This is a genomic window from Kitasatospora albolonga, from assembly GCF_039535905.1.
GTDB classification, from domain to species: Bacteria; Actinomycetota; Actinomycetes; order Streptomycetales; family Streptomycetaceae; genus Kitasatospora; species Kitasatospora albolonga.
Genome location: NZ_BAAAYB010000037.1, coordinates 100,079 through 125,233 on the forward strand (window position 1 = coordinate 100,079; position 25,155 = coordinate 125,233).

General features: G+C 72.3%; 21 protein-coding genes and 1 pseudogene. 12 read left to right on the top strand and 10 right to left on the bottom strand.

Translation table 11 applies throughout. The annotated features are described in order from the left end of the window. The first annotated feature begins 22 nt into the window (after positions 1-22). Positions 23-274: a hypothetical protein gene (locus tag ABD946_RS09885; protein WP_345282053.1), complete on the top strand. Its 252-nt coding sequence runs from the start codon at positions 23-25 to the stop codon at positions 272-274. A 7-nt stretch (positions 275-281) separates the two neighbouring features. Here the strand turns inward: ABD946_RS09885 and trhA are convergent, their stop codons facing one another. Next, positions 282-950, bottom strand: a complete 669-nt coding sequence (gene trhA, locus ABD946_RS09890) for a PAQR family membrane homeostasis protein TrhA (protein ID WP_345282055.1) — start codon at positions 948-950, stop codon at positions 282-284. Between the two features lie 275 nt (positions 951-1,225). Here trhA and ABD946_RS09895 point away from each other — a divergent pair, with 275 nt between their 5' ends. Then, positions 1,226-3,055 carry a phosphoenolpyruvate carboxykinase (GTP) gene (locus ABD946_RS09895; RefSeq protein ID WP_345282057.1) on the top strand — a complete coding sequence of 610 codons (1,830 nt, stop codon included), beginning with the start codon at positions 1,226-1,228 and terminating at the stop codon, positions 3,053-3,055. A 112-nt stretch (positions 3,056-3,167) separates the two neighbouring features. On the opposite strand, the gene ABD946_RS09900 is transcribed toward ABD946_RS09895, so the two are convergent. Then, complete coding sequence (locus tag ABD946_RS09900; RefSeq protein ID WP_345282059.1) at positions 3,168-4,382, bottom strand: pyridoxal phosphate-dependent aminotransferase; 1,215 nt, start codon at positions 4,380-4,382, stop codon at positions 3,168-3,170. Between the two features lie 82 nt (positions 4,383-4,464). Here ABD946_RS09900 and ABD946_RS09905 point away from each other — a divergent pair, with 82 nt between their 5' ends. Further along, a complete protein-coding gene (locus ABD946_RS09905) occupies positions 4,465-5,076 on the top strand; it encodes a prepilin peptidase (protein WP_345282061.1) in 612 nt (203 codons plus the stop codon). Here ABD946_RS09905 and ABD946_RS09910 read toward each other — a convergent pair. The 3 genes from ABD946_RS09910 to ABD946_RS09920 form a co-directional block, all read right to left on the bottom strand. Further along, positions 5,062-5,997 (bottom strand): hypothetical protein, encoded by a 936-nt coding sequence (locus ABD946_RS09910; RefSeq protein WP_345282063.1) that lies wholly within the window; start codon positions 5,995-5,997, stop codon positions 5,062-5,064. The genes ABD946_RS09905 and ABD946_RS09910 overlap by 15 nt on opposite strands. Positions 5,998-6,080: 83 nt before the next feature. After that, positions 6,081-6,488: a peptidase inhibitor family I36 protein gene (locus ABD946_RS09915; protein WP_345282065.1), complete on the bottom strand. Its 408-nt coding sequence runs from the start codon at positions 6,486-6,488 to the stop codon at positions 6,081-6,083. Between the two features lie 411 nt (positions 6,489-6,899). Further along, the gene (locus ABD946_RS09920) at positions 6,900-8,501 is read right to left on the bottom strand and encodes a chitinase (protein ID WP_345282067.1); all 1,602 of its coding nucleotides are present in this window, start codon (positions 8,499-8,501) and stop codon (positions 6,900-6,902) included. Positions 8,502-8,854: 353 nt separating this feature from the next. Here ABD946_RS09920 and ABD946_RS09925 point away from each other — a divergent pair, with 353 nt between their 5' ends. From ABD946_RS09925 to ABD946_RS09945, 5 genes and pseudogenes are all read left to right on the top strand, one after another. Beyond that, the gene (locus ABD946_RS09925; protein WP_380149422.1) at positions 8,855-9,649 is read left to right on the top strand and encodes an isoprenyl transferase; all 795 of its coding nucleotides are present in this window, start codon (positions 8,855-8,857) and stop codon (positions 9,647-9,649) included. Positions 9,650-9,747: 98 nt separating this feature from the next. Continuing rightward, positions 9,748-9,840 (top strand): annotated as a pseudogene (locus ABD946_RS09930) (undecaprenyl diphosphate synthase family protein); the annotation flags it as partial. A gap of 171 nt (positions 9,841-10,011) precedes the next feature. Continuing rightward, entirely contained in the window at positions 10,012-11,346 is a 1,335-nt protein-coding gene (gene phoH2, locus ABD946_RS09935; RefSeq protein ID WP_345282069.1) for an RNA 5'-3' helicase PhoH2, read from the top strand. Positions 11,347-11,782: 436 nt separating this feature from the next. Further along, positions 11,783-12,463, top strand: coding sequence for an aggregation-promoting factor C-terminal-like domain-containing protein (locus tag ABD946_RS09940; RefSeq protein WP_345282071.1), 681 nt, complete (start codon positions 11,783-11,785; stop codon positions 12,461-12,463). Positions 12,464-12,956: 493 nt separating this feature from the next. Continuing rightward, the gene (locus ABD946_RS09945; RefSeq protein ID WP_345282073.1) at positions 12,957-14,174 is read left to right on the top strand and encodes an AI-2E family transporter; all 1,218 of its coding nucleotides are present in this window, start codon (positions 12,957-12,959) and stop codon (positions 14,172-14,174) included. A gap of 68 nt (positions 14,175-14,242) precedes the next feature. Here the strand turns inward: ABD946_RS09945 and ahpD are convergent, their stop codons facing one another. Next, a complete protein-coding gene (gene ahpD / locus ABD946_RS09950) occupies positions 14,243-14,788 on the bottom strand; it encodes an alkylhydroperoxidase, AhpD family (protein WP_345282075.1) in 546 nt (181 codons plus the stop codon). A gap of 3 nt (positions 14,789-14,791) precedes the next feature. Then, entirely contained in the window at positions 14,792-15,343 is a 552-nt protein-coding gene (locus tag ABD946_RS09955) for a peroxiredoxin (RefSeq protein WP_345282077.1), read from the bottom strand. Between the two features lie 130 nt (positions 15,344-15,473). On the opposite strand from ABD946_RS09955, the gene ABD946_RS09960 reads away from it, so the two are divergent. From ABD946_RS09960 to ABD946_RS09970, 3 genes are all read left to right on the top strand, one after another. Beyond that, positions 15,474-16,418 (top strand): LysR substrate-binding domain-containing protein, encoded by a 945-nt coding sequence (locus ABD946_RS09960; RefSeq protein ID WP_345282079.1) that lies wholly within the window; start codon positions 15,474-15,476, stop codon positions 16,416-16,418. 249 nt (positions 16,419-16,667) lie between these two features. Further along, positions 16,668-17,765, top strand: a complete 1,098-nt coding sequence (locus tag ABD946_RS09965) for an AAA family ATPase (protein WP_345282081.1) — start codon at positions 16,668-16,670, stop codon at positions 17,763-17,765. Then, a complete protein-coding gene (locus ABD946_RS09970; RefSeq protein ID WP_345282083.1) occupies positions 17,762-18,490 on the top strand; it encodes an HNH endonuclease in 729 nt (242 codons plus the stop codon). The genes ABD946_RS09965 and ABD946_RS09970 overlap by 4 nt, the downstream gene beginning before the upstream one ends. Before the next feature lie 7 nt (positions 18,491-18,497). Here ABD946_RS09970 and ABD946_RS09975 read toward each other — a convergent pair whose 3' ends face one another. The 3 genes from ABD946_RS09975 to ABD946_RS09985 form a co-directional block, all read right to left on the bottom strand. Next, positions 18,498-20,366: a SpoIIE family protein phosphatase gene (locus ABD946_RS09975; protein WP_345282085.1), complete on the bottom strand. Its 1,869-nt coding sequence runs from the start codon at positions 20,364-20,366 to the stop codon at positions 18,498-18,500. A 117-nt stretch (positions 20,367-20,483) separates the two neighbouring features. Next, entirely contained in the window at positions 20,484-21,170 is a 687-nt protein-coding gene (locus ABD946_RS09980) for a class I SAM-dependent methyltransferase (protein WP_345282214.1), read from the bottom strand. A gap of 588 nt (positions 21,171-21,758) precedes the next feature. Then, the gene (locus ABD946_RS09985) at positions 21,759-24,713 is read right to left on the bottom strand and encodes an AfsR/SARP family transcriptional regulator (protein ID WP_345282087.1); all 2,955 of its coding nucleotides are present in this window, start codon (positions 24,711-24,713) and stop codon (positions 21,759-21,761) included. Between the two features lie 178 nt (positions 24,714-24,891). Here ABD946_RS09985 and ABD946_RS09990 point away from each other — a divergent pair, with 178 nt between their 5' ends. Then, entirely contained in the window at positions 24,892-25,128 is a 237-nt protein-coding gene (locus tag ABD946_RS09990) for a hypothetical protein (RefSeq protein WP_345282089.1), read from the top strand. The last annotated feature ends 27 nt before the right edge of the window (positions 25,129-25,155 follow it).

Genomic DNA, 25,155 nt, shown 5'->3' on the forward strand with positions numbered 1-25,155 from the left:
GGTGTCAGGAGAAGGGGAGCAGATGGCGGTGAGGTACACGGGGGCGCTGGTCGCGATCGCGGCGGCGTTGGCCGTCGTGCTGGCCTACGTGCTGGGCGGACCGAGGATGGTCTGGATCGTGGCGGCGGCCGAGGTGGCGCTGGTGATGATGGACGTGGCCCGCCGGTTCAAGGTGCGGGCGATGCACCGCAGGGCGGCCGTCCGGCCGGAGGCCGACCACTGCGAGCAGTGCGCCCGGGCCAGGCGGCGGCTGGAGGGCCGGACCGTCCGCTGACGGGCCCTCAGTGGGCGACGCTGTACGCGACCAGGGAGACCCCGACGTACTGCGTGATGAACGCCCCCAGGGTGAAGGCGTGGAAGACCTCGTGGAAGCCGAACCAGCGCGGTGAGGGGTTCGGCTTCTTGAGTCCGTACACCACGCCGCCCACGCTGTAGAGCACCCCGCCGACGAGCATCAGCACCAGCACCGCGACGCCGCCGGTGCGCAGGAAGTCGGGCAGGAAGAAGACCGCCGCCCACCCCAGTGCCAGGTAGCACGGGGTGTAGAGCCAGCGCGGTGCGCCGACCCAGAAGACCCGGAAGGCGATCCCGGCCAGCGCTCCGCCCCAGACCAGCCAGAGCAGCACCTGCTGCCGGCCGCCGTCCAGCAGCAGGATGGTGAACGGGGTGTACGAGCCCGCGATGATCAGGAAGATGTTCGCGTGGTCGAGCCGGCGCAGGATCGCGTCGCCGCGCGGGCCCCAGTCGAAGCGGTGGTAGACGGCGCTCACGCCGAACAGCATCCACGCGCTGATCGAGTACACGGTGCAGGCGATCCGGGCCGGGGTCGAGCCGGCCAGACAGATCAGCACGATGCCGGCGGCCACCGAGGCCGGGAACATCCCCGCGTGCAGCCATCCGCGCCACTTGGGCTTGATCTCGGCCAGGGCCTGCGTCAGAGCATCCGTCATGGCCAGATCCTACCTACGGTCCCGTAGGTTACCGACGTGTAGGAAGTGATGATCGCCACCTTTGTACGTTCTGGAGTGTTCGAGGGTGGCACTCGGGGGTCCGGGGAGGGACGCCGAAGCCTTGTTACCCCCCAGTACTTGGACAAGGAGGCGTAAAGATTCCGCCAATCACGCCTCTGTGCCGTGTCCTGGCCTTGAGGGCGGAGCTACGGTGTAGACACCCTCAACCACCGCGACGCCGCCTCCCCGACGAGATGGCGTGAAACGGAGCGATCGTGTCGAACGAGATCTCTGCGCTCAGCGCAACCGCGCCGACCCGTCACAAGCGCCTGCTCGCCTGGGTGAGCGAGATCGCGGAGCTGACCCAGCCGGACGCCGTCGTCTGGTGCGACGGCTCGGAGGAGGAGTACCAGCGCCTCGCCGACCAGCTGGTGGCCCAGGGCACCTTCACCAAGCTCAACCAGGAGAAGCGGCCCAACTCCTACTACGCCGCCTCCGACCCGACCGACGTCGCCCGGGTCGAGGACCGCACCTACATCTGCTCCGAGCAGGAGAAGGACGCGGGCCCGACCAACAACTGGAAGGCCCCCGCCGAGATGCGGGAGCTGTTCACCGGCGCCGAGGGCCTCTTCAAGGGCGCGATGAAGGGCCGCACGATGTACGTCGTGCCGTTCTCCATGGGCCCGGTCGGCTCCCCGCTGGCCGCGTACGGCGTCGAGATCACCGACTCCGCCTACGTCGCCGTCTCGATGCGCGTGATGACCCGGATGGGCCAGGCCGTGCTGGACCAGCTCGGCGAGGACGGCGAGTTCGTCAAGGCCGTGCACACCGTCGGCGCCCCGCTGGCCGAGGGCCAGGCGGACGTCCCGTGGCCGTGCAACACCACCAAGTACATCTCGCACTTCCCGGAGACCCGCGAGATCTGGTCCTTCGGCTCCGGCTACGGCGGCAACGCCCTGCTCGGCAAGAAGTGCTACGCGCTGCGGATCGCCTCCACCATGGCCCGGGACGAGGGCTGGCTGGCCGAGCACATGCTCGTCCTCAAGCTCACCCCGCCGAGCGGCGCCGAGCCCAAGTACATCGCGGCCGCCTTCCCGTCCGCCTGCGGCAAGACCAACCTGGCGATGCTCCAGCCGACCATCCCGGGCTGGAAGGTCGAGACCATCGGCGACGACATCGCCTGGATGCGCTTCGGCGCCGACGGCCAGCTCTACGCCATCAACCCGGAGGCCGGCTTCTTCGGCGTCGCCCCCGGCACCGGCACCGACACCAACGCCAACGCGATCGACACCCTCTGGGGCAACACGGTCTTCACCAACGTCGCGCTGACCGACGACGGCGACGTCTGGTGGGAGGGCCTGACCGACGAGCCGCCGGCCCACCTGACCGACTGGCGCGGCAACGACTGGACCCCCGAGTCCGGCACCCCCGCCGCCCACCCCAACGCCCGCTTCGCCGTCCCGGCCGCGCAGTGCCCGACCATCGCGCCGGAGTGGGAGGACCAGGCCGGCGTGCCGATCTCGGCCATCCTGTTCGGCGGCCGCCGGGCCACCGCCGTCCCGCTGGTCACCGAGTCCTTCGACTGGCAGCACGGCGTCTTCCTGGGCGCCAACATCGCCTCCGAGAAGACCGCCGCCCAGGAGGGCACCGTCGGCGAGCTGCGCCGCGACCCGTTCGCGATGCTGCCGTTCTGCGGCTACAACATGGGCGACTACTTCGCCCACTGGCTGAAGCTCGGTGCCGAGGCCGACGCCGCGAAGCTGCCGAAGATCTACTACGTCAACTGGTTCCGCAAGAACGCCGGCGGCGACTTCGTCTGGCCGGGCTACGGCGAGAACGCCCGGGTGCTGAAGTGGATCGTCGAGCGCCTGGAGGGCACCGGCGCGGGCGTCGAGACCCCGATCGGCGTGCTGCCGACCGTCGAGGGCTTCGACCTCAAGGGCCTGAACATCGCCGACGCCGACCTCGACCTGCTGTTCTCGGTCGACAAGGAGATCTGGCGCAAGGAGGCCGCGCTGGTCCCCGCCCACCTGGAGCTGTTCGGCGAGCACACGCCGAAGGCGCTCTGGGACGAGTACGAGGCGCTGGTCGACCGCCTGGGCTGATGCCCGGGTGACCTGACGCGGCGTCACAGAACGGCCGGAGCCCCGACCGTACGATCCCAACCCTCTGGGGATCGTCCGGGCGGGGCTCCGGCCGTTTCCGGGTACGGGCGCGCTACGGCTGCACGTAGCCGGAGAGGAAGTCGCCGATCCGGGTGACGGCGTCGGTGATGTCCTCCGGGCGGGGCAGGGTGACCAGCCGGAAGTGGTCCGGCTCGGGCCAGTTGAAGCCGGTGCCCTGGACGATCAGGATGCGCTTGGCCCGGAGCAGGTCGAGCACCATCCTGGCGTCGTCCTTGATCTTGTAGACCTGCGGGTCCAGCCGGGGGAAGGCGTAGAGCGCGCCCTTGGGCTTGACGCAGCTCACCCCCGGGATCTGGTTGAGCAGCTCGTACGCCGCGTCCCGGGACTCCAGCAGCCGCCCGCCGGGCAGCAGCAGGTCCTTGATCGACTGCCGTCCGCCGAGCGCCGCGGCCACCGCGTGCTGGGCGGGCATGTTGGCGCACAGCCGCATGCTGGCCAGCACGGTCAGGCCCTCGATGTAGCTGGCCGCCCGGTGCCGGTCGCCGGAGAGCACCATCCAGCCGGAGCGGAAGCCCGCCACCCGGTAGGACTTGGACATCCCGTTGAAGGTCACGCAGAACAGGTCCGGGGCCAGGGTGGCCAGCGGGACGTGCACCGCGTCGTCGTAGAGGATCTTGTCGTAGATCTCGTCCGCGTAGAGCACCAGCTTGTGCCGGCGGGCGATCTCGACGATCCCCTCCAGCACCTCCTGCGGGTAGACCGCGCCGGTCGGGTTGTTCGGGTTGATCACCACGATCGCCCTGGTCCGGTCGGTCACCTTGGCCTCGATGTCGGCCAGGTCCGGGTACCACTCGGACTGCTCGTCGCAGCGGTAGTGCACGGCGGTGCCGCCGGCCAGCGAGACCGAGGCGGTCCACAGCGGGTAGTCCGGAGCCGGCACGAGCACCTCGTCGCCGTCGTCCAGCAGGGCCGTCATGGCCAGCTGGATCAGCTCGGAGACGCCGTTGCCGAGGAAGACGTCCTCCACCGTGAGGCCGTGCAGGCCGCGCTCCTCGTAGTGCATCACGATGGCGCGGCGGGCCGAGAGCAGGCCCTTGGAGTCGCCGTAGCCGTGCGCCGAGGAGAGGTTCTTCAGGATGTCCTGGAGGATCTCGGGCGGCGCCTCGAAGCCGAAGGCGGCGGGGTTGCCCGTGTTCAGCTTGAGGATGCGATGGCCCTGGTCCTCCAGTCGCATCGCCTCGTCGAGCACCGGGCCGCGGATGTCGTAGCAGACATTGGCGAGCTTGCTGGACTGGATGACCTGCATGCTCGGTAATGCTACGGGCGACGGGCCCCGGATCCGCAGTGGCCTTGCCCACAGCGTCAGGTGTTCTGGGAGGCTGTGGGCCATGACGGCGATTCTGGGCGGGGCGCTGGCGGGACTGGCCGCGGTGGTCTGGGTGCGGTGGGCGGTGGCCCGCTGGGCGGTGCCCTACGAGGGGGAGACGGCGCGGCCGGTGCCGCTGCCGGTGCAGGCCGCCGTGACGGTGGCGGTGGGCGCCGCGGTCGGGGCCGGGTACGGGGTGCCCGGCTGGCCGGCCCTGGTCTGGCTGGCCCTGCTCGGCGTGCCGCTCGGCCTGATCGACGCCTCGGTGCACCGCCTCCCCGACGTGCTCACCCTCCCGCTGGCCCTGGGCACCGCCGCCCTGCTGGCCCTGACGGAGCCTCAGGCCCTGCTCCGCTGCCTGCTCGCGGCCCTGACCCTCGGACTCGGCTTCGCCCTGCTGGCCCTGCTGGTCCCGATCGGCCTCGGCGACGCCAAGCTGGCCCCCAGCCTGGGCGCCCTGCTGGCCGTCACCGGCTGGTCCACTGTGCGCACCGGCCTGCTGCTCACCGTCCTGCTGGCCGGCCTGTGGGCGGTCGCCCTGCTCGCCACCCGCCGGGCCGGCCGCCGGGACGACCTGGCCTTCGGCCCGCCGCTGCTGCTCGGCACGCTGGCCGCGGTGCTACTGGCCCAGTAGCGCTTCGGCCTTCGCCAGCGCCTGCCGCCAGGCCTCGGCGGCGGCCCGCAGCTGCGGCTCGCGCTCCTTCAGCAGGGCGTTCTGGTGCTCGGTCTCCACGGTCTGCCAGACCGCCAGGTAACCGGTGCGGCGCTTGCAGTCGAGGTCCTGCTTCGCGGTGGTGATCTCCCGGGCGTCCGGGGAGGCCGGGACGCCCGGCGCGCCCGGCCGCCACGCCGGGTCACCCGCGGCCCGGTGCGGATCGGGGTAGTCGAGACCGGCCTCGCGCATGCAGGTGCTCCACCGAGCGTCGGCCTCCTTGGCCCGGGCGTCCTCGGCGGTGCGCTGCCACCCGGCCTGCAGGGCGGCCTCCACCGGGTCGTCGCCCTCGGCCAGGCCGGCCGGGACGCCGAGCCGTTGCTCGGCCTCGCCCCGGCAGCCGCCGCGCCCGGCCTGCTGCGGGGTGGTCGCACCGGGCTCCTCCCCGGTGTACGCCGCGACCAGGGGCTCCGTCATGGCGGCGTTCCTGGCCTCCACCGCCTGCCGCCGCTCGGTGACCTGAGCGGCCGTCAGGCCGCGCGGCGGCGCCACCCGGTAGCCGATCGCGGCCACCGTCCGGGCGTCGGTGACGCCGTAGCGGCGCTCGTTGACGTCGTGCTCCTCGCCCGCCGCGGCGGGACGGGCGGGCCAGCTCAGGCCCTTGGCCCGCATGCAGTCGGCCGCGATCCGGTCGGTGGCCTGCTGGAGGCGCTCCAGCTGGGGCGGCGTCAGCCGGTAGGCGTCCAACGGCAGGACGGGGGCCACCGCCCCGGCGACCGTCCGGGTCGGCAGCGCGGACGAGAACGCGCTCGGCTCGGCCGGCCGGTCGGCCTGGCAGGCGGTGAGGACGGCGACCACGGCCAGCAGGGCCGAGGCGGCGCCGAGCGGGTGCAGGCGTGCCACGGATCTTTCTCCTCGCTCTGTCCGGGGAATTCCGGGAAATGCGGAGGGGCGCCCCGGGAATTCCGGGGCGCCCCTCCGGCCGATTACGGGCAGCCGGCGTTGGAGGAGAAGCAGTGCGAACTGAAGGCGTTCGCGAATCCGGTGCCGAGCGTGTTGAACTTGCCGCCGCCCGCGACCACCTTGACGCTGCCGGTGTAGTTGGCGCCGGTGAACAGCTTCAGCGAGCTGTCGGGGTCACGGTTCCAGACCGCGCCGACGGTGTCGTTGATCGGGGTCTCGGTGCCGTAGTACGTGCCGGTGTAGCTGGGCTTGCTGTACAGGGTGTCGTACACCCAGCCGTCGTAGCTGTAGGTGTAGTAGAGGCAGGCCTCGCCGCCGCCGGCGGATTCGCAGACGCCGTTGTAGCTGCCGGCCGAGGCGGTGCCGGCCATACCGACGGTCAGCGCGGCCGCGCTGACGAAACCGATGACGGCCTTCTTGAAAGTACGCATTTCCCAACTCCCCGGTAAATGATGGCGGTTTTTCGGGTCGTCCATCGCGAGGCTCCGGATTTCATCTCCTCGCAACAATTCGATCCTACGAACGCGCACCGGTTTTACCACTGCTTTAATCGGCCATCACGAGACCTTGTCATGTCGCCCCCGAACGTCCGGCCTCCGGGGCCGGTGGAGCCGGTATCCGGAAACCGTGTCCGATCCGTCCCGGTCCCCCCGGGGCAAACGTGAGGCGGACCACAGTGGCGGGTGTGACGGGAGTGGCGGAAAACCACCTGTGGGTTGACGGGCCGTCATGTCCGGAGGAGGGGCCCGCCGAACGCGAAGAGGCCCGCCACGCCCGGAGCGGCGTGACGGGCCTCGTGGGTGCGCGGCCCCACCCTCATAGGGCGCGCACCCGGGGAGGTGTTACGGCATGGAGTGGACGAACGGGCCCACGGTGTTGGAGAAGGTGTTGCCGTTGTTGGCGTCCCAGTTGGTCGACCAGGTCATCGCGCCGCGGATGGTCGGCCACTTGGCCGGCGGGACGAAGGAGCCGCAGTTGGTGCCGGTGGCCAGGCAGCTGAGCGCGTTGTTGACCACGCTCGGGGCCACGTAGCCGCCGCCGGCCGCCTTGGTCGAGGCCGGGACGCCGATGCCGACCTGGTCGGGCCGCAGGCCGCCCTGGATCTGGGTGCAGACCTGGGAGGTGATGAAGTCGATGGTGCCCTGGGTGTAGACCTTGCCGTCGCAGCCGTTCATGCCACCGGAGTTGTAGAACTGGGTGTTCATCACGGTGAGGATGGACTTGGTCTTGAGCGCCAGCTTGAAGTACGCGCCCTCGGTGGAGTAGACGCCGATGGTCTCGGGCGCCATGGTGAGGACGAACTTCGAGCCGATCTTCGCCTGCAGGTTGAGCAGGGCGTTGCCCAGCTGCTCCGGGTTGACCCCGTTCTCCAGGTCCACGTCGATGCCGTCGAAGCCGTAGTCCTTCAGCACCGCGTAGGCGCTGTCGGTGAAGGCGGTGGCGGCGGCCGCGTCGTTGACCGTGATGGCGCCGTTCTGGCCGCCGATGGAGAGGACGACCTTCTTGCCGGCCGCCTGCTTGGCCTTCACGTCGGCGCGGAACTGCGCGTCGGTGTAGCCGCCGAGCTTGCTGGACAGGCCCGGGTCGAGCTGGAAGGTGATCGCCCCGGTCTTCGTCGGGACGGAGTCGGCGAACGACACCTCGATGATGTCGTAGGCGCTCTGCACCTCGCTCAGCTTCTGGACGGTCGCGCCGTTGTCGAAGTTGTGCCAGTAACCGGTCAGCACGTGCTTCGGCAGGTCGGTGACCGGGCCGGTCGGGGTGACCGTGGGGGTCGGCGTGGGGGTGACCGTCGGCGTCGGCGTCGGGGTGACGGTGGGCGTCACGGTCGGCGTGGCCGTGGGGGTGACCGTCGGCGTGGCGGTCGGGGTGGGGGTCGGCGTCACGGTCGGCGTCGGGGAGGCGGTGCCGCCCGGGCCGGTCAGGGTGATGTCGTCGGCCTGGTACGCGGCCTGGCCGTACCAGCCGTGCACGTACAGGGTGACGCTGTTGACGCCCGCGCCGGTGGTGAAGCTGGTGGAGAGCTGGTTCCAGCTGGACTGGCTGGACCAGACCGACGGGTCGGTGCCGCCGGTGCCGCGGACACCGAGGTAGGTGTACGGGCCCTGAACCCAACCGGCCAGCGCGTAGCTGGTGTTGGGCAGCACGCTGACGGTCTGCCGGCACTCGGCGGTGTCGGAGCTGCTCGGCGCCGCGTTCAGCGCGTACGAGCCGGAGTGCGCCGGGGAGGCGACGGCCGAGGCGGTGCCGGTGCAGGTCCAGCCGGAGAGGTTCCCGGCCTCGAAGCCGCCGTTGGCCACCAGGTTGCCGACGGCGGCGTTGGCGCCGCCCGCGAACAGGGCCAGGCCGGTGGCGGCCAGCGCGAGTGCGGTGCCGCCGGCCGCGAGGGCGGGGACGGGGCTGCGCCGGCGCCGGTGGGACGGCTGCGACAGCGTACGAGCCATGGAGACGCTCCTGTGGGAGGAGGGAGGAGCCGCCGCGGTGGGGGGCGCGGCGGCTCCGTGTGGGGGAGGGGAGGTCCGCTGTGGTTCCGGTGAGTGCGGCGGCCGGTGGGGCGTCCGCTGCTCTCGGTCAAAAGCTGGACTAGACCAATGGCAAGCGTCAAGGAGTCGGCGGTCGGCTTACGCCATATTTAAGGAACAGGAGACCGTTCCGTGTCCGTGGTCACGGCGGCGACGTCAGGTCGTGACACGGTCGGTACCTGCGGCTTTACCGAGCGGACCGGTGCCGGAGTAGGCTGCGCAGGGTATTTTTCGGTACCCGTCCCGGGGGCCGAGCACGGAGGGACCGAACTACATTGGGTCTGCGCGACGTCGTCGAGCGCACGCCGGGTCTCCGCACCCTGCTGGACAACGCCTACCGGCTGTACGGCCGCCGGGTCGAGGTCTACCTGGAGAGCACCCCGCACCACATCGGCGTGATCCTGGACGGGAACCGCCGCTGGGCCAAGGCCACCGGTGGCACCACCGTGGACGGCCACCAGCGCGGAGCCGACAAGATCAGCGAGTTCCTGGGCTGGTGCGAGGAGACGCACGTCCAGGTGGTCACCCTCTGGATGCTCTCCACCGACAACCTCTCCCGCCCGCCGGCCGAACTGCTGCCGCTGCTCGGCATCATCGAGGACACCGTCCGCCGGCTCGCCGCCGACGGCCGCTGGAAGGTCCACCCGGTCGGCGCGCTCGACCTGCTCCCCGAGCGGACCTCCTCCACCCTCAAGGACGCCGCCGAGGCCACCGCCCACGTCAACGGGATCACCGTCAACGTCGCGGTCGGCTACGGCGGGCGGCACGAGATCACCGACGCGGTCCGCTCCCTGCTCCAGGAGCACGCCGAGCGCGGCACCTCCATCGAGGAGCTCGCCGAACTCCTCGACGTCGAGCACATCGCCGAACACCTCTACACCAAGGGCCAGCCCGACCCCGACCTGGTGATCCGCACCTCCGGCGAGCAGCGCCTGTCCGGCTTCCTGCTCTGGCAGAGCGCCCACTCGGAGTTCTACTTCTGCGAGGCGTACTGGCCGGCCTTCCGGAAGGTCGACTTCCTGCGGGCCCTGCGGGACTTCCAGCTGCGCAACCGGCGGATGGGCCTCTGAGGCATCCGGCCCGACGGCCCGGTACGGGTCGGCCCGGCGGGCGGCGACGCGGGGTCGGCTGGGGGTGCGGGGGTCGACCCCCGCAGGAGACAGCCTGCTTCTGCGAGGCGTACTGGCCGGCCTTCCGGAAGGTCGACTTCCGCCGGGCCCTGCGGGACTTCCAGTTGAGGAACCGTCGGATGGGGCTGTAGCCCCGGTCGGTCCCGGTCGGCCAGGACCGGTGGCCCACGGTGGGTCTGACGCACCGAAAGTTAACCAAGAGGATGATCTCCAGCAGGGTTCGTCAGGTCTCGGGTGAGGGAATAGACCCACCATGACCGGTACCCGGCCACCCGGGTCGCGGGACCGGCTCTGGAGGCCTAGTGGTCAGTACCAAGAGCCGCCGGACACCAGACCGGCGCACGTACGTTCTCGACACCAGCGTGCTCCTGGCGGACCCACTCGCCATGACCCGCTTCGAGGAGCACGAGGTCGTCCTCCCCGTGGTCGTGGTCACCGAGTTGGAGGCCAAGCGGCACCACCCGGAGCTCGGCTACTTCGCCCGCCAGGCGCTGCGCCTGCTGGACGACTACCGGGTCCGCTTCGGCCGGCTCGACGAGCCGATCCCGGTGGGGGAGGTGGGCGGCACCATCAGGGTGGAGCTCAACCACTCCGACACCTCGGTGCTGCCGGCCGGCTACCGCATCGGCGGTGGTGAGGCCGACACCCGGATCCTCGCGGTCGCGCGCAACCTCCAGGCCGAGGGGTACGACGTCACCGTCGTCTCCAAGGACCTGCCGATGCGGATCAAGGCCAGCTCGGTCGGTCTGCTCGCGGAGGAGTACCGCGCGGAGCTGGCGATCACCTCGGGCTACACCGGGATGTCCGAACTCCACGTCTCCGGCGACCAGGTGGACGCGCTGTTCGGCGCGGGCCACGACGCCGCGGTGGACGTGGAGGGCGCGGAGGAGCTGCCGGTGCACACCGGTCTGGTGCTCAGCTCCGAGCGCGGCCGGGCCCTCGGCCGGGTCACCGCGGACGGCCGGGTGCGGCTGGTCCGGGGGGACCGGGAGGCCTTCGGGCTCCGCGGCCGCAGTGCCGAACAGCGGGTCGCCCTCGACCTGTTGCTCGACCAGGAGGTCGGCATCGTCTCGATGGGCGGCCGGGCCGGCACCGGAAAGTCCGCGCTGGCGCTCTGCGCCGGTCTGGAGGCGGTGCTGGAGCGGAGGCAGCACCGCAAGGTGATGGTCTTCCGTCCCCTCTACGCGGTCGGCGGGCAGGAGTTGGGCTACCTCCCGGGCAGCGAGGCGGAGAAGATGGGCCCGTGGGCCCAGGCGGTCTTCGACACGCTCTCGGCGGTGACCACCCCGGACGTGATCGAGGAGGTCATCTCCCGGGGGATGCTGGAGGTGCTCCCGCTCACCCACATCCGGGGCCGTTCGCTGCACGACGCCTTCGTGATCGTGGACGAGGCCCAGTCGCTGGAGCGGAACGTCCTGCTCACCGTGCTCTCCCGGATCGGCCAGGGTTCGCGGGTGGTGCTCACCCACGACGTGGCCCAGCGGGACAACCTGCGGGTGGGGCGGTACGACGGCGTGGTCGCGGTGGTGGAGAAACTGAAGGGCCATCCGCTGTTCGCCCACATCACGCTGACCCGCTCGGAGCGTTCGCCGATCGCGGCCCTGGTGACCGAGATGCTGGAGGACGTCGGGCCCTAGGAGGCCCGCGGGAACGCCCCGGCCGGGAGGTCATAACGGGGCAAGACCGGACAACGGGACCTGGTACGAAGTATCAGGTCCCGTTGCTGTCATCAGATCTGACTGTCTGTCGGGCGGTGCTCCGTCAAACGTCCTGGTGGCGGAGGCTGTGACATCTGCCACGCGGAGGGGAATTGCGTTGACCCGTCCCCGTGCGGCATGGTGAGGGTTCTGTCAGGCCCCGCGTACGGCACATATCACCCGACAACTCCGGTCGTCGGGTGGACAACTGAACAGCCATGAGCCGTACGCCGCCCGAACGAACCGCCGATCCGGCCTGCCGGAGAGGTGCCGGGCCCGCGTCTCCCGTGACCAGAGCACCACCATGGAGGCCAGTGACCAGGGGCATGGTGCACCCGGACGGTCACGGCTGTGGGTGCTGCTGGAAGGAAACCATGTGACTCGGATCTCGGTCCGGGGAGTTGCCGTGGCCTCCGCCACCGCCGTCACCGCAGTCGGTGCGGTCGTGGGCGTGGCCTCGGGCAGCGAGGGCAAGCCGACCCAGACGGTCGACGTCGCGGGAGCCACCCTGCTCCAGGACGTCCCGGTGGGCGCCCATGCCCAGACGGTCAGCGACCACATCGCCGCCCAGGCGACCGCTCAGCAGGCTTCGGCCGACGCCGCCGCCAAGAAGGCCGCCGAGGAGGCGGCCCGTCAGAAGGCGGCCGCGGACGCGCAGGCCAAGGCCGACGCGGAGAAGGCCGCGAAGGCGGCCGAGGAGAAGCGGAAGGCCGACGAGGAGGCCGCGAACCGCGCCAAGGCGCGCTCCGTGATGGCCACCGTCAGCCCCGGCTCGGTCCAGGAGATGGCCCTCCAGATCGTCGGCAACGACACGCAGTTCCAGTGCTTCAGCCAGATCGTGAAGCGCGAGAGCGGCTGGAACTACACGGCGAGCAACCCGAGCTCCGGCGCGTACGGCCTGGTCCAGGCGCTGCCCGGTTCCAAGATGGCCTCGGCCGGCGCGGACTGGCGCACCAACCCCGCGACCCAGATCAAGTGGGGCCTGAACTACATGAACAGCCGCTACGGCTCGCCCTGCGGTGCCTGGCAGTTCTGGCAGTCCCACCACTGGTACTAGACACCACGACGAAGGCCCCGACCTGCGATCAGGTCGGGGCCTTCGTCGTGCCCGGGGCGTCGGTGGGCCGCGCCGCCCGGATGCGCTGACCGTGCGCGCGGGCGGTGCGGCCGGGTGCGGACGCGGGGGCCGGAGGGGGTCCTGGTGCCTCCGGGCCGGTCCGCGGACAGTTGGTCCGTGTACTCCGCCCCCTCCCCGGGATCGTGGTGTCCGAAACCTCCCGTTTGCAGACGGTCTGTCAGGAGCGGTCCGGGATACCCGTGGCTGACGCGAGGCCCGGCCCGGTAGCGTCGTCCCCGGATCGTCGTGGCGGGACCCACGGCACGAGCGGGGAGCGGTGGTCGAGGTGTCACAGGGCCTCTGGATGTCCCGGGCCGCGGCCCGGTTGAGCGCGGCGCTGCAGCGGCGGGCGGCGCGGGCCGGTTCGGCCGCGTCCGCGGCGTCGGCCGCGCGCCCGGCGCACGAGCCGGGAACGGGAGGAGCCGGACTGCCGGTGCAGCGCGAACCGCAGGCCGTGCCGCAGGTGCGGGTCTTCGTCGAGGCCCCCGCCGAGCCGCCCCGGCCGGAGCCGGCCCGCGACCCGTACCCGGTCCGACCGGCCACCCCGGCCGAGGCGGTGCCGTGGGGGCTGCGGGTGGCGGCCGAGTCGACCTGGCGGCTGCTGCTCCTGGCCGGGGCGCTCTACCTGGTCTTCCGGGTGGTCGACATGCTCCGGCTGGTGGCCTTCGCGGTGCTGGCGGCGCTGCTGGTCTCGGCCCTGCTGGAGCCGGTGGTCTCCTGGCAGAAGCGGCACGGCGTGCCGCGCTCGCTCGCGGCGGCCAGCAGCTTCCTGGCCGGGATAGGCGGCATCGGTCTGGTGGGCTGGTTCGTGGTGTGGCAGGTGAGCACCAACCTGCACGACGTCACCGACCAGGTGCAGGCCGGCGTCGAGCGCCTGCGGGAGTGGCTGGTCACCGGGCCGCTGCACCTGACGGAGCAGCAGATCACCGACTTCGCCAAGCAGATCTCCACCGCGATCGGCACCAACTCCGAGCAGATCACCTCGGCCGGCTTCACCGGCGTGACGGTGGCGGTCGAGGTGCTGACCGGGGTGGTGCTGGCCTTCTTCACCACCTTCTTCCTGCTCTACGACGGTGCCCGGATCTGGAACTGGCTGCTCGGCGTGCTGCCCCGGCAGTCCCGCTACGCGATGGCCGGGGCCGGCCCCAAGGCCTGGACCACCCTGACCGCGTACGTGCGCGGCACGGTCTGCGTGGCCTTCATCGACGCGCTCTGCATCGGCATCGGCATCGAGCTGCTCGGGGTGCCGCTGGCCATGCCGCTGGCGGTGATCGTCTTCCTGGGGGCCTTCGTGCCGCTGGTCGGCGCGCTGGTGACGGGGACCATCGCGGTGCTGATCGCGCTGGTGACGGTGGGCCCGTTCACCGCCCTGATGGTGCTGGTGGTGCTGGTGGCGGTGCAGCAGATCGAGGGGCACCTGCTCCAGCCGCTGATCCTCGGCCGCGCGGTGCGGGTCCACCCGCTCGCGGTGGTGCTCGGCGTCGCGGCCGGCACCATCGTCGGGGGGATCGGCGGGGCGGTGGTGGCGGTGCCGCTGATCGCGGTGACCAACACGGTGGTCTCCCACCTGCGCCGCCGGGCGGCGGCCGGGCAGCAGGTCTTCGAGGCGCTGGAGGCGGCCCAGGCCGCGCAGGCGGCCGAGCGCTCCTGAGGGCGCGCACGCGACGAGGGGCCCCTTCCGGTTCACCCGGAAGGGGCCCCTCGTCGGTTGACGCGGTGTCAGACCAGCGCGTCGGTGGAGATGGCGGCCTCGGCGTCCAGCACCGAGGCGACGGCCTGGACCACCGCGGCGATCTTGATGGAGGCCTGGATGGTCTCCTGGTCAACGCCGGCCTTGCGCAGCACGCCCTCGTGCGAGTCGAGGCACTGGCCGCAGCCGTTGATCGCGGAGACCGCGAAGCACCACAGCTCGAAGTCGGCCTTCTCGACGCCCGGGGTGCCGATGATGTTCATCCGCAGACCGGCCCGCATGCCCGCGTAGTCCTTGTCGGACAGCAGGTGGGTGGTCCGGTAGTAGACGTTGTTCATGCCCATGATCGCGGCCGCGCCCTTGGCGGCGTTGTACGCCGCCGGGCTCAGCTCGGCCTTGGCCACCGGCTCCAGCTCGCGCAGCACGGAGGCCGAGCGGGTCGCCATGGCGCAGGAGAGCACGGTGCCCCAGAGCTGCTGGGAGGGCAGCTCGGAGTTGCCTATCACGGCGCTCAGGTTGAGCTTCAGGTCCTTCGCGTACTCCGGAAGGGCCGCCTTCAGTTCGTCGAGCGCCATGGGTCAGCCCGCCAGCAGGGACTGGGCGTCGAGGGTGTCCTCGCCCTTGTTCCAGTTGCACGGGCACAGCTCGTCGGTCTGCAGGGCGTCCAGCACCCGCAGGACCTCCTTGGGGTTACGGCCGACGGAGCCGGCGGTCACCATGACGAACTGGATCTCGTTGTTCGGGTCCACGATGAAGACCGCGCGCTGGGCGGTGCCGTCCGCGCCCTCGACGCCGCAGGCCCGCATGAGCTCGTGCTTGACGTCGGCCAGCATCGGGAAGGGCAGGTCGCGCAGGTCCTTGTGGTCCTTGCGCCAGGCGTGGTGCACGAACTCGGAGTCGCCGGAGACGCCGAGGATCTGGGCGTCGCGGTCCGCGAACTCCTCGTTCAGCTTGCCGAACGCGGCGATCTCGGTCGGGCAGACGAAGGTGAAGTCCATCGGCCAGAAGAAGACGATCTTCCACTTGCCCTCGTAGGACTTGTGGTTGATCTCGGCGAAGGCGTTCGCGGCGTCGAGGTCGACACAGGCGTTGAGTTCGAACTCCGGGAACTTGTCACCGATCGTAAGCACGTTCGCTTCTCCAGGCTTGGAAACTGAGGGGATTTGTCCGGTATCCGGACAACATCCACAGTCGCACACCGAGACTGATAGGGGAAATCGTTAGACTCGATCCATCTGATCGGAGAGAGCTATCAGTTCCATGAGCACCAGGCCCCGCACGTCCCGCACCCCCACGATCGCCCAGCTGAAGGCTTTCCTGGCCGTCGCCGAACACCGCCACTTCCGCGAGGCCGCCGCCGCCAGCGGCACCAGCCAGCCCGCCCTCTCCGGGGCGGTCGCCGCCCTGGAGGAGACCCTCGGCGCCCAACTGGTCGAGCGGACCACCCGGAAGGTCATCATCACCCCGCTGGGGGAGCGGGTCGCCGACCACGCGCGCCGGGTGCTCACCACCCTGCACGCCCTCACCGAGGAGGTCGAGGCCGCCCGGCGGCCCTTCACCGGGCCGCTGCACCTCGGGGTGATCCCGACCGTGGCACCGTACCTGCTGCCCACCGTGCTCCGGCTGGTCAGGGGCTCCTACCCCGACCTCGAACTGCACGTCCACGAGGAGCGCACCCCCTCGCTGCTGGACGGGCTGGCCCACGGGCGGCTCGACCTGCTGCTGCTCGCCCTCCCGGCCGGCGGCTCCTCGCCGACCCGGGACGTCCCGCTCTTCGACGAGGACTTCGTGCTGGTCGTGCCGCCCGAGCACGAGCTCGCCGGGCGGGCGGACGTGCCGCGGGACGTGCTGCTCGACCTGGACGTGCTGCTGCTGGAGGAGGGGCACTGCCTGCGGGACCAGGCACTCGACCTCTGCCGCGAGGTCGGCGCCGACGCGGGCGGCTCCACCCGGGCGGCCGGCCTCTCCACCCTGGTCCAGCTCGTCGCCGGCGGCCTCGGCGTCACCCTCCTGCCGGCCACCGCCCTCGACGTCGAGACCGGCCGCACCGACCGCCTCTCCGCCGTCCGCTTCGCCCACCCCGCCCCCGGCCGCCGCATCGGCCTCGCCACCCGCCCCGGCTCCGCCCGCGCCCCGGAGTACGAACGCTTCGCCGTCGCCCTCCGCGACGTCCTCGCCGAACTCCCGGTCCGCATCGTCACCTGACGCTCCGGGAGGAGCGCCCCGCAGGGGCGCGAGGAACTGCGCGAGTGCGGAAGGCGGACCAGCGTGGGATCGGGGCAGGCGAGCCAGTCGCACGTGGTGCCGTTCCCCTGCGCGCAGTTCCTCGCGCCCCCGATGGCGTAGCCACGTTCGCCGGTCAACCCAAAGGTTCTCGTGGAGTTGCCGGTCCGGATCATGTCCTGACGGGTACTCAACTCCTAGGCTGATCGCACTGGACATGGGGGTGGGCGGATGTACGTCGCCAGGGTCGAGGTGGAGAACCTGCGCGGTTTCCGGGGCGCTCGGGCGGTCGATCTGGACCTGACCAGGCCGGACGGGTCGCACGCCGGCTGGACGGTGCTCGCCGGCCCCAACGGAGCGGGGAAGACCACCCTGCTGGCCGCCGTCGCGGCCGCCCTCGGCGAGCCGACCGACCCGCTGGGCTGGCTGCCGGAGGGGGCGGAGGAGGGCGGCGTCCGGTTGGACGGCGCGCACTGGCGGGTGACCAGGACCGAGACCGGCGGGCTGCAGTGCCGCCGCAACGGCCCGCTCGGTTTCCTGGCGCACTACCCGGCCCGCCGCCACCTCGCCGAGGGCGTCTCCTGGCTGACGGGCCAGCAGCTGCTGGCCCTGGAGCGCCAGCCGGGCTCGGTCGAGCTGGTCCGCGGGGTGAGGGCGCTGCTGGACGACGGCCTGCTCCCGGAGGGCAGCCGCCTGGGCCGGATCGACTGCGACGGCATCCGCATCACGGGGGCCGGCCGGGAGGCCCCGCTCGGTGACGGCGGCACCGGCGAGCTGGTCGGCCTGGTGCTCGACCTGCTGGCCAGGGTCCACCGCACCCACCCCGACGAGGAGTTGGTGGTCGACGGCACGCCGCCCACGGTGCCGGTCACCGGCGTGGTGCTGATCGACGAGGCGGAGGCCCACCTGCACCCGGAGGGCCAGCAGCGGCTCGGCGACTGGCTGGTCACGCACTTCCCGGGCCTGCAGTTCATCGTCTCCACCCACAGCCCGTACGTCTGCCAGGCCGCCGACCCCGGCGGGCTGGTCCGGGTGCCGGGCCCGGCCGAGCGCCGTGGCCCGTACGTGCTGGACGAGGACCTGCACCAACGGGTGGTCTACGGCAGCGGCGACGACACCGCGCTGACCGAGCTGTTCGCCATGCCCAGCGTGTACTCGCCGCAGGCGGAGGCGGAGCGGCGGCTGCTGGTCGCGCTGGAGCAGAAGCTGTACGCGGGGCGGGCCTCGGCCGCCGAGCTGGCCGAGTACCGGGAGCTGGGCGCCAAGTTGAACGCCTCGCTGGCGGCCCGGGTGGACGAGGCCCGGGACAGACTGGGCGGTGGGCGGTGATCCCGCTGCAACGGCCGCCGCTGAACGACCGGTTGGCGGCCGAGCTGGCGCAGCGGACGGAGGCGATCCGGCGGGCCGGGGTGACCACCGCCAGCGGGCGGGCGGCCTGGCGGACCGCCCGGGTGCCGAAGGCCCGGCTGCGCGCGCTGCTGCACGAGATGTCCCCGGGGCTGCTGCGCTGCATGTACTGCGGGGACAACCTGGGCACCGACATCGACCACTTCGAGCCGATCGCCCGGGCCCCGTTGCGCACCTTCGACTGGCACAACCACCTGCTGGCCTGCGCGTACTGCAACTCCAACCAGAAGCGGGACCGCTTCCCCTGCGACCCGGCGGGCGATCCGCTGCTGATCGACCCGGCCGCCGAGGACCCGGCCGACCACCTGCTGCTCTACCTGGAGTCCGGCGCCTACCAGGGCCTGACCGCGAAGGGCGAGGCCACCATCGAGGTCTTCGCGCTCAACTCCCGTGCCGAGCTGGTCCGGGGGCGGCGGCTGGCCTTCGCGGTGGTCAAGGCACTGCTGCGGGACTGGCTGACCCGCACCGAGGCGGGGGACCACACCACCGCCGCCGAGGTGGCCGACGCACTGGACCTGCTCTGGCAGGCCGACGTGGTCCGCGCCGTGCACCGGCTGTCGGCCAACCCGCCGCTGGCCGAGGCGGTCCTCGGCCCGGAGGCGGCCGGGGCGCTGTACGCCCTGACCTCCCGCCCGTACCGCGGCTGACGGCTGGTCAGGCGATCGGCCGGGCCGCCGGGAGCCGCTGCTCGAACCAGACCACCTTGCCCGCGCCGAGCCGGGTGGCGCCCCAGCGCTCGGCGCAGCGGGCCACTATCTGCAGACCCCGGCCCCGCTCGTCCTCCGGCCCGGCCCGGCGGGCCCGGGGGAGCAGGGCGCTGTCGTCGCCGACCTCGCAGCGCAGCACCGAGGTGCGCACCAGCCGGAGGGTGACCGGCCGGGTGGCGTGCTGGATCGCGTTGGTGACCAGCTCGCTGACCATCAGTTCGGTGTTGTCCACCAGGGACTCCAGGCCCCAGCGGCGCAGCGCGTGCCCGGCCAGCCGGCGGGCCCGGCCCGGGGTCTCGTGCCGGGGCTGGAGGTACCAGTAGGCGACGTCCTCGGCCGGGATGCCGTCGAAGGTGGCGGCCAGCAGGGCGATGTCGTCGGCCCGGTCCCCCGGCGGCAGGATCCGCAGGGCCTCCTGGCAGAGCTGGTCGGGGGTGCGCGGTAGGGCGTGGCCGAGCCGGCTGCGGAGCAGCTCCAGCCCGGTGGCCAGCGGGCGGCGCCGGGTTTCCACCAGGCCGTCGGTGAAGAGCAGCAGGGCCGAGCCGGGCGGTGCGGGCAGCTCGACGGAGGTGAAGTCCACCCCGCCGACGCCGATCGGCGCCCCGGCCGGCAGCTCCAACAGCTCGGCGGTGCCGTCCGGTTGGACCAGCACCGGCGGTACGTGCCCGGCGTTGGCCAGCACCACCCGGTTGGCGATCGGGTCGTAGACCGCGTACACGCAGGTGGCCAGGTGCTGCTCCCGGCCGAGCCGCTGGGCCTGCTCGTCGAGGTGGTAGAGCACCTCGTGCGGCGGCAGGTCGAGCGCGGCCAGGGTCTGGGCGCTGGTGCGGAGCTGGCCCATGATGGCGGCCGAGGTGAGCGAGTGGCCCATCACGTCGCCGACGATCAGGGCGACGCGGTTCCCCGGCAGCGGGACGGAGTCGTACCAGTCCCCGCCGACCTGGGCGCCGCGCTCGCAGGGCAGGTAGCGGTGGGCCAGCCGGACGCCGTGCCGCTGCGGCAGGTGGGTGGGCAGCATGGAGCGCTGGAGCTCGTCGGCGATCTCCCACTCGCGGGAGTAGCGCAGCGCGGTGTCCACCGCCAGGCCGGCCTGGGTGGCCAGGTGGGAGGCGGTCGCGGTGTCGGTGGCGTCGAAGGCCAGCGCGGCGTCGTAGGCGGCGGTCAGGGCGAAGGCGTCCGGGGCGCCCGGGCCGGTGAACTGCCGCTCCGGGGGCGGGAGTGCGCTGCTCGCGGCGGCGCCGGCCGTGGTGGCCGGGGCGGGGCTCTTGCCGGGGCGGCGGATCAGCAGGAGCAGGCCGAGCACGGTCTTGCGCCCCCGCAGCGGCAGCGCCAGCAGCGCGGTCCCGGCGGCCAGGCGGCCGAGCGTGCGGGCCCCGTACAGCTCCTCCAGCAGCGGCCGCAGCCGGGCCGCGGAAGGGGTGCCCAGCACCACCGGGCCGGTCGGGAACTGCTGGTTCAGCGCCCTGGCCACCGCACCGCCCGGCACCAGCCGCCTGGTCCGGGAGCGGCGGCCGAGCCGGGTGCCGTGCAGGTGGTGGATGGTCAGCGCGGCCGGGCTGCCGGAGAAGCGCTCCATGTCGGGCAGCGGGTCCCGCAGGTGCACCACGGCCGCGTCGGCCAGCGCGGGGACCACCACCTTGCCGAGGTTGCGCAGCGTCGCGGCGAGGTCGAGCGAACTGTTGATCCGCCGGGTGGCGTTGTCGAGGTACGCCAGGCGCTCGGCGGTGCGGGCCCGGCCGCCGGGCAGCAGCGGGGGACGCCGCTGCGGCGGCACGACGGGTGACTGCCCCGTCCGGGGCTCGGGAAGGTCGCGCACGGGCTGCCGTTCTGCGAGGGTTGGCGTCTCTAGGGGGCGGTCTCTGTACGGGCGGTCACGGTGCGGTCGGTCTGCGGTCGGTCTGCGGTCGGGCCGGGCTGCGTCGCGGACGGGGCGTCAGCCCGTCCGGCGACAGCGGAGGAAGAGCTGCTCCTCCGGCGGCAGCGTGGTGCAGGCGGGAGCGTACGGGTGGCCGTCGTGGCACTCCACGGTGAAGCCGGCCCGGTGCAGGGTCTGCTCCAGCTCCTCCCGGAGGTACCCGCTGATCCTTATCTCGTGGCCGAGGAAGGGCAGCGGCGCGTGGTCCAGGTCGGCCTCGACCATGCCGAGCGCGAGCAGGCCGCCGGGCCTGAGCAGCGTCCGGATCCGGCCGAGCACCTCGGGGATCTCCGCCTGCGGCAGCAGGATGAGGGAGAAGAAGGCCGTCGCTGCGGCGTACCGCCCGGCCGCCTCGGGGCCCAGCTCCGGTGCGCCCCAGGCCCGGACCGCCCGCGGCGTGGCCAGGTCGTACATGTCGATCCGGTGGTACTCGGCTCCCGGCACCGCGGCGCGGGCCAGCCGGAGCATGCCGTCCGAGAGGTCGACCGCGGTCACCCGCAGGCCGCCCTCGGTGAGTTGACGGACCGTCGGATCGCCCGTCCCGCAGCCCACGTCCAGCACCCGGGCGCCCGGCTCCAGCTCCTCCAGCAGCCACTCGCCCGCGTCCAGCTGCCCGGCCTTGGCCGGGAAGGCCTCCATGTACCGGGCCCCGATCGCGTCGAAGGCCACGGCCTGGAGCGCGCGCTCGGCCCGTCGGAGGCACAGGTGGTGCGGGTCGCGCTGGGAGCCGTGACCCTGGGCGGGATCGGATATCTGTCCGGTCGTCACGATTGAGAGGCACCTTTCACCCTGGCCGTCGGCCGGCGGTACCCGGAGGTCTCCATCGCCCCCCGTGCGCCGCTCGTGACGGTCCGTCACGCTCCCGCGTCACACCCTGCTCCGCGCCGCCGCCCTGCCGCTCCCTCTGCCTCTGTCGGCTCGCCGTCAATACGTCGCTGGCCTCCGAGAATAGGCGCGATCAACCGACCGTAGGGTCCATTTCCGGCCAACTCGTGCCGGTCGGGACGAATTTGGCCGGGATGACGGGAGCACTCAGGAGCGGGAGGGGGTGGTGCGTGCTCTCCCTCCGCGCCGCGTGGCGCGACCGGGTGGCGCGACCCGGCGGCGGACCGGGGCGGCGGCCGACGGGGCCCGCCCCCGGACCTGACGGAGCCGGGCCGGACGGCGTTTATCGGTTGTCAATCGGGGCCTGCCAGAGTGGTCTCAGCGCCGGGGAAGCGTCGAGGCGCTCCCGCAGCCGGGGGGCTGCGGGAGCGCTGACGCCACGACGGGGGACCTGCTGGGGGGCAGGCGTCACGGCGCGGGGGGTGCCGTGGGCTCGGTGTGCTGCTGCAGTTGGATGAGGTCCTGTACGGGGACGACCTCGGGCACACCGAGCCGGGTGAAGACGGCCAGCGCCTCCTGGAGACAGGCCAGGCCACGGGCCGGCTGACCGAGCTTCAGCAGCGCCTCGCCGAGCGCGGCGTTGGCCAGGCCCTGGCAGTAGGCGGCGTCCAGCTCCTGACCGATCGCCAGCGCCTCGTCGGCGGCCTCGACCGCCTCCGGCAGCTGGTCGTCCGCGAGCAGGCACGGCGCCAGCCGGGCGAGCGAGTAGCCCTCCCAGATCCGGCGCTGCTCCGACTGGTACAGCTTGTGCGCCTCGCGCAGGTGCGGCGCGGCCTCGCCGGGGGAGCCCGTCGACCTGAGGACCACACCGAGTTGGTAGAGCGTGTCCGCGAGGCACGGCGTGTTGCCCGAGGCCCGCGCGGCCGCCACCGCGGCCTCGGCCGAACGGGCCGCGTCCTCCTGCTGGCCGAGGTCCAGGTGGGCCCGGGCGATGTTGCCCAGCAGCCTGGCCTCGCTGATGGTGGCGCCCAGGCTGCGGCTGATCTCGCTGGCCTGCTCGAAGAACGGCAGTGCCTCGGCCGGCCGGTCGGCGAGGCTGAGCACCACGGCGAGCAGGTTGGCGGCGTTCACCCGCAGGTGGGTGCGGTCGTCCGGGCCCTGGAGCGCCAGGCTCTGACGCAGCGAGGCCTCGGCCTCCTGGAAGTCCCCGGCGACGTGCTGGAGGTACCCGAGCCCGAGCCGGACCCGGGCCAGGGTGGCCGCGTCGGCGTTCGGGTGTGCCGCCGCGTGCAGCGCCACCCGTATCCGCTGGGCGTGCGTGGGGTCCTCGACCAGGCTGTTCAGCACCATCAGCAGGTCGACGGTCGGGCGCAACAGGGTCAGCGGTTCCTGGACCGCGGCCTCGATCGTGCTGAGCAGCAGGGCGAGTTCGGACCGCAGCCAGGTGTGCGCGTCCGTGCTGTCCCGGAGCTGCCGGCCGGGCGAGACCGGCTGGTGCAGGGTCTCGGGAAGGATGTCGTCGGGCTCCAGCGCGCGGGCCGCGTTCCGCATGGTGGCCAGCAACTGGTCCAGCAGGCGCAGCACCGCGGCCTGCAGCTCGTCGGCGTTCTCCAGCTTCTCGTTCTGCCGCTGCGCGAAGAGCCGGAGCAGGTCGTGGTACCGGTAGCGGCCGGGGGTGAAGCACTCCAGCATGTTCGCCTCGACCAGCGCCTCGGCCAGCGACTCCGCCTCGTGCTCGTCGGTGCCGAGCAGGGCGGCGACGGCCTCCAGCGGGAGGTCGGGGGTGTCGATCACCGACAGTAGGCGGAAGGCCCGGGCCTCGTCCGGCCGCAGCTGCCCGTAGCCGAGGCCGATGGTGGTCTCCACGGCCAGGTTGCCGAGCTGGAGCTCGTGCAGCCTGCGCCGTTGGTCCGCTAACCGCCTCGCCAGGTCCGAGACGCTCCAGCGCGGGCGGCTGGCCAGCCGGGCGGCCGCGATGCGGACGGCCAGCGGCAGGAACCCACAGGCCGTCACCACCGCGAGTGCGGCCTCGGGTTCGGCCGCCACCCGCTGCTCGCCGACGATGGCCGAGAACAGCGCCAGCGCCTCCTCGGGCGTCAGCTCCTCCACGTCCACCAGGTGGGCGCCGGGAAGCTCGGCCAGCCGCGAACGGCTGGTGACCAGGACCGCGCTGCCCGAGACGCCGGGGATCAGCGGCAGCAACTGCCGGGCGTCCTTGGCGTTGTCGAGCAGGATCAGCATCCGGCGGTCGGCCAGCAGGGAGCGGTAGAGCGCGGCGCGCTGCTCCAGGGCGTCCGGGGTCTCCGGTGCCCCGAGGGCGTAGAGGAAGTCACCGAGCACCACGGCCGGGTCGGCCGGCGAGGCACTGGGGCCGCGGAGGTCCACGTAGAGCTGCCCGTCCGGGAACTCCGAGCGGATCGAATGGGCGAGGTGCACTGCGAGGGTGGTCTTGCCGACGCCCCCGATGCCGGCCAGCGAGGTGACCACCACGGCCTGGCCGGAACCGCTGCGCAGGACGTCCCGGAGCTCCGTCACGAGTTCGGATCGGCCGCTGAAGTCCGAGACGTCCGCCGGGAGTTGGGCAGGTGGGACGAACGCCGGAAGCTCTTCCGGATCGGCCAGGCGCGCCGTCGCCGGCATCAGGGTGGGGTCGCCCGCCAGGATGCGGGCGTGCATCGAGGCCAGCCCGGCGCCCGGCTCGACGCCGAGCTCCTCGATCAGCAGCTTCCGGGTGTCGGTGTAGACGCCGAGCGCCTCCGCCTGCCGGCCGCAGCGGTACAGGGCGAGCATCAGCAGTTCGCGCAGCCGCTCGCGCAGCGGGTGTTCGGCCGAGAGCGAGCTCAGCTCCGAGACGGTCTCGGCGTGCAGTCCGATCTCCAGCGCGGCGGAGCAGCGCTCCTCCCAGGCGGCGACCTGACGCTCCGCCAGTCTGCTCCGGTGCGCCTCCGCGTGCGGACCCGGGATGCCGGCCAGCGGCCGTCCGCTCCACAGCTCCAGTGCGGTGGCCAGCAGGCGGTGCGCCTCCCGGAAGTCGCCACCGGCCTTGGCTATCGCGGCGCGGGTGAACTCGCGCTCGAAGACCGAGAGGTCGAGCGCCTCGCCCGGGATGCGCAGTGCGTACCCGTCGCTGACCGAAATCAGTAGCTCGGCCGGCGCGCGGACCTCGCGGTCGGGCTCGATCAGCGAGCGCAGCCGCGAGACGTACGTGCGCAGCGCGGCGACCGCCTGCGGTGGCGGCCGGTCGCCCCAGAGGCCGTCGACCAGGTCCTGGGTGGTGACCGGCCGGCCCTGGTTGAGGAGCAGCGCGACCAGCACTGCCTGCTGTTGAGGTGAGCCGAGAGACAGGGGTTGTTCCCCGCGCCAGGCTTGGACGGGGCCGAGCACCTGGAAGCGCAGCGTGGGTGGCTGCGGCTCAAGTTCCATGGAATTCCCCCGATGATGGCCAAGGTGAGGCGCCAGCTTATGAGCAAGCGGGCAAACGTTGGAGAAGTGGGCGGGCCTCGGGATGTTTATAAGACATTTAGCGGGCCCTACGATACTGGGCGCACGCCCTGACCCGTCCGTCCGGGCCGACTGTTCTGATTACCCGAAAGGCGGCGTCATGGCCGAGACCGAGACCACTACCGCTACCCCGAACGAGGCCCAGCCGGTGGCCGAGGCCGCACCCGTCGAGCAGAGCCTCACCGCCGTGGAGCCCGACCGCGGGCTCCTGGAGGTCGTGGAGATCCTGGCCGAGCCGGAGACCGAGGAGGAGGCCGCCGCGGCGGCCGAGACGGCCGCCGCCCCGAAGCAGGACGGCCCCTACGAGCCGCTCGGCAACGTGGTAAACCGTCCGTAATCCGGCGAATGAGCGTCAAATGCCCCG

Excerpts from the sequence above, each read along its gene's own strand:
- ABD946_RS09920 (WP_345282067.1), bottom strand. The coding sequence starts at position 8,501 with ATGGCTCGTACGCTGTCGCAGCCGTCCCACCGGCGCCGGCGCAGCCCC.
- ABD946_RS09960 (WP_345282079.1), top strand. The coding sequence starts at position 15,474 with ATGAGCACCAGGCCCCGCACGTCCCGCACCCCCACGATCGCCCAGCTG.
- ABD946_RS09985 (WP_345282087.1), bottom strand. The coding sequence starts at position 24,713 with ATGGAACTTGAGCCGCAGCCACCCACGCTGCGCTTCCAGGTGCTCGGC.
- ABD946_RS09965 (WP_345282081.1), top strand. The coding sequence starts at position 16,668 with ATGTACGTCGCCAGGGTCGAGGTGGAGAACCTGCGCGGTTTCCGGGGC.
- ABD946_RS09990 (WP_345282089.1), top strand. The coding sequence starts at position 24,892 with ATGGCCGAGACCGAGACCACTACCGCTACCCCGAACGAGGCCCAGCCG.
- ABD946_RS09900 (WP_345282059.1), bottom strand. The coding sequence starts at position 4,382 with ATGCAGGTCATCCAGTCCAGCAAGCTCGCCAATGTCTGCTACGACATC.
- ABD946_RS09915 (WP_345282065.1), bottom strand. The coding sequence starts at position 6,488 with ATGCGTACTTTCAAGAAGGCCGTCATCGGTTTCGTCAGCGCGGCCGCG.
- ahpD (WP_345282075.1), bottom strand. The coding sequence starts at position 14,788 with ATGGCGCTCGACGAACTGAAGGCGGCCCTTCCGGAGTACGCGAAGGAC.
- trhA (WP_345282055.1), bottom strand. The coding sequence starts at position 950 with ATGACGGATGCTCTGACGCAGGCCCTGGCCGAGATCAAGCCCAAGTGG.
- ABD946_RS09885 (WP_345282053.1), top strand. The coding sequence starts at position 23 with ATGGCGGTGAGGTACACGGGGGCGCTGGTCGCGATCGCGGCGGCGTTG.
- ABD946_RS09905 (WP_345282061.1), top strand. The coding sequence starts at position 4,465 with ATGACGGCGATTCTGGGCGGGGCGCTGGCGGGACTGGCCGCGGTGGTC.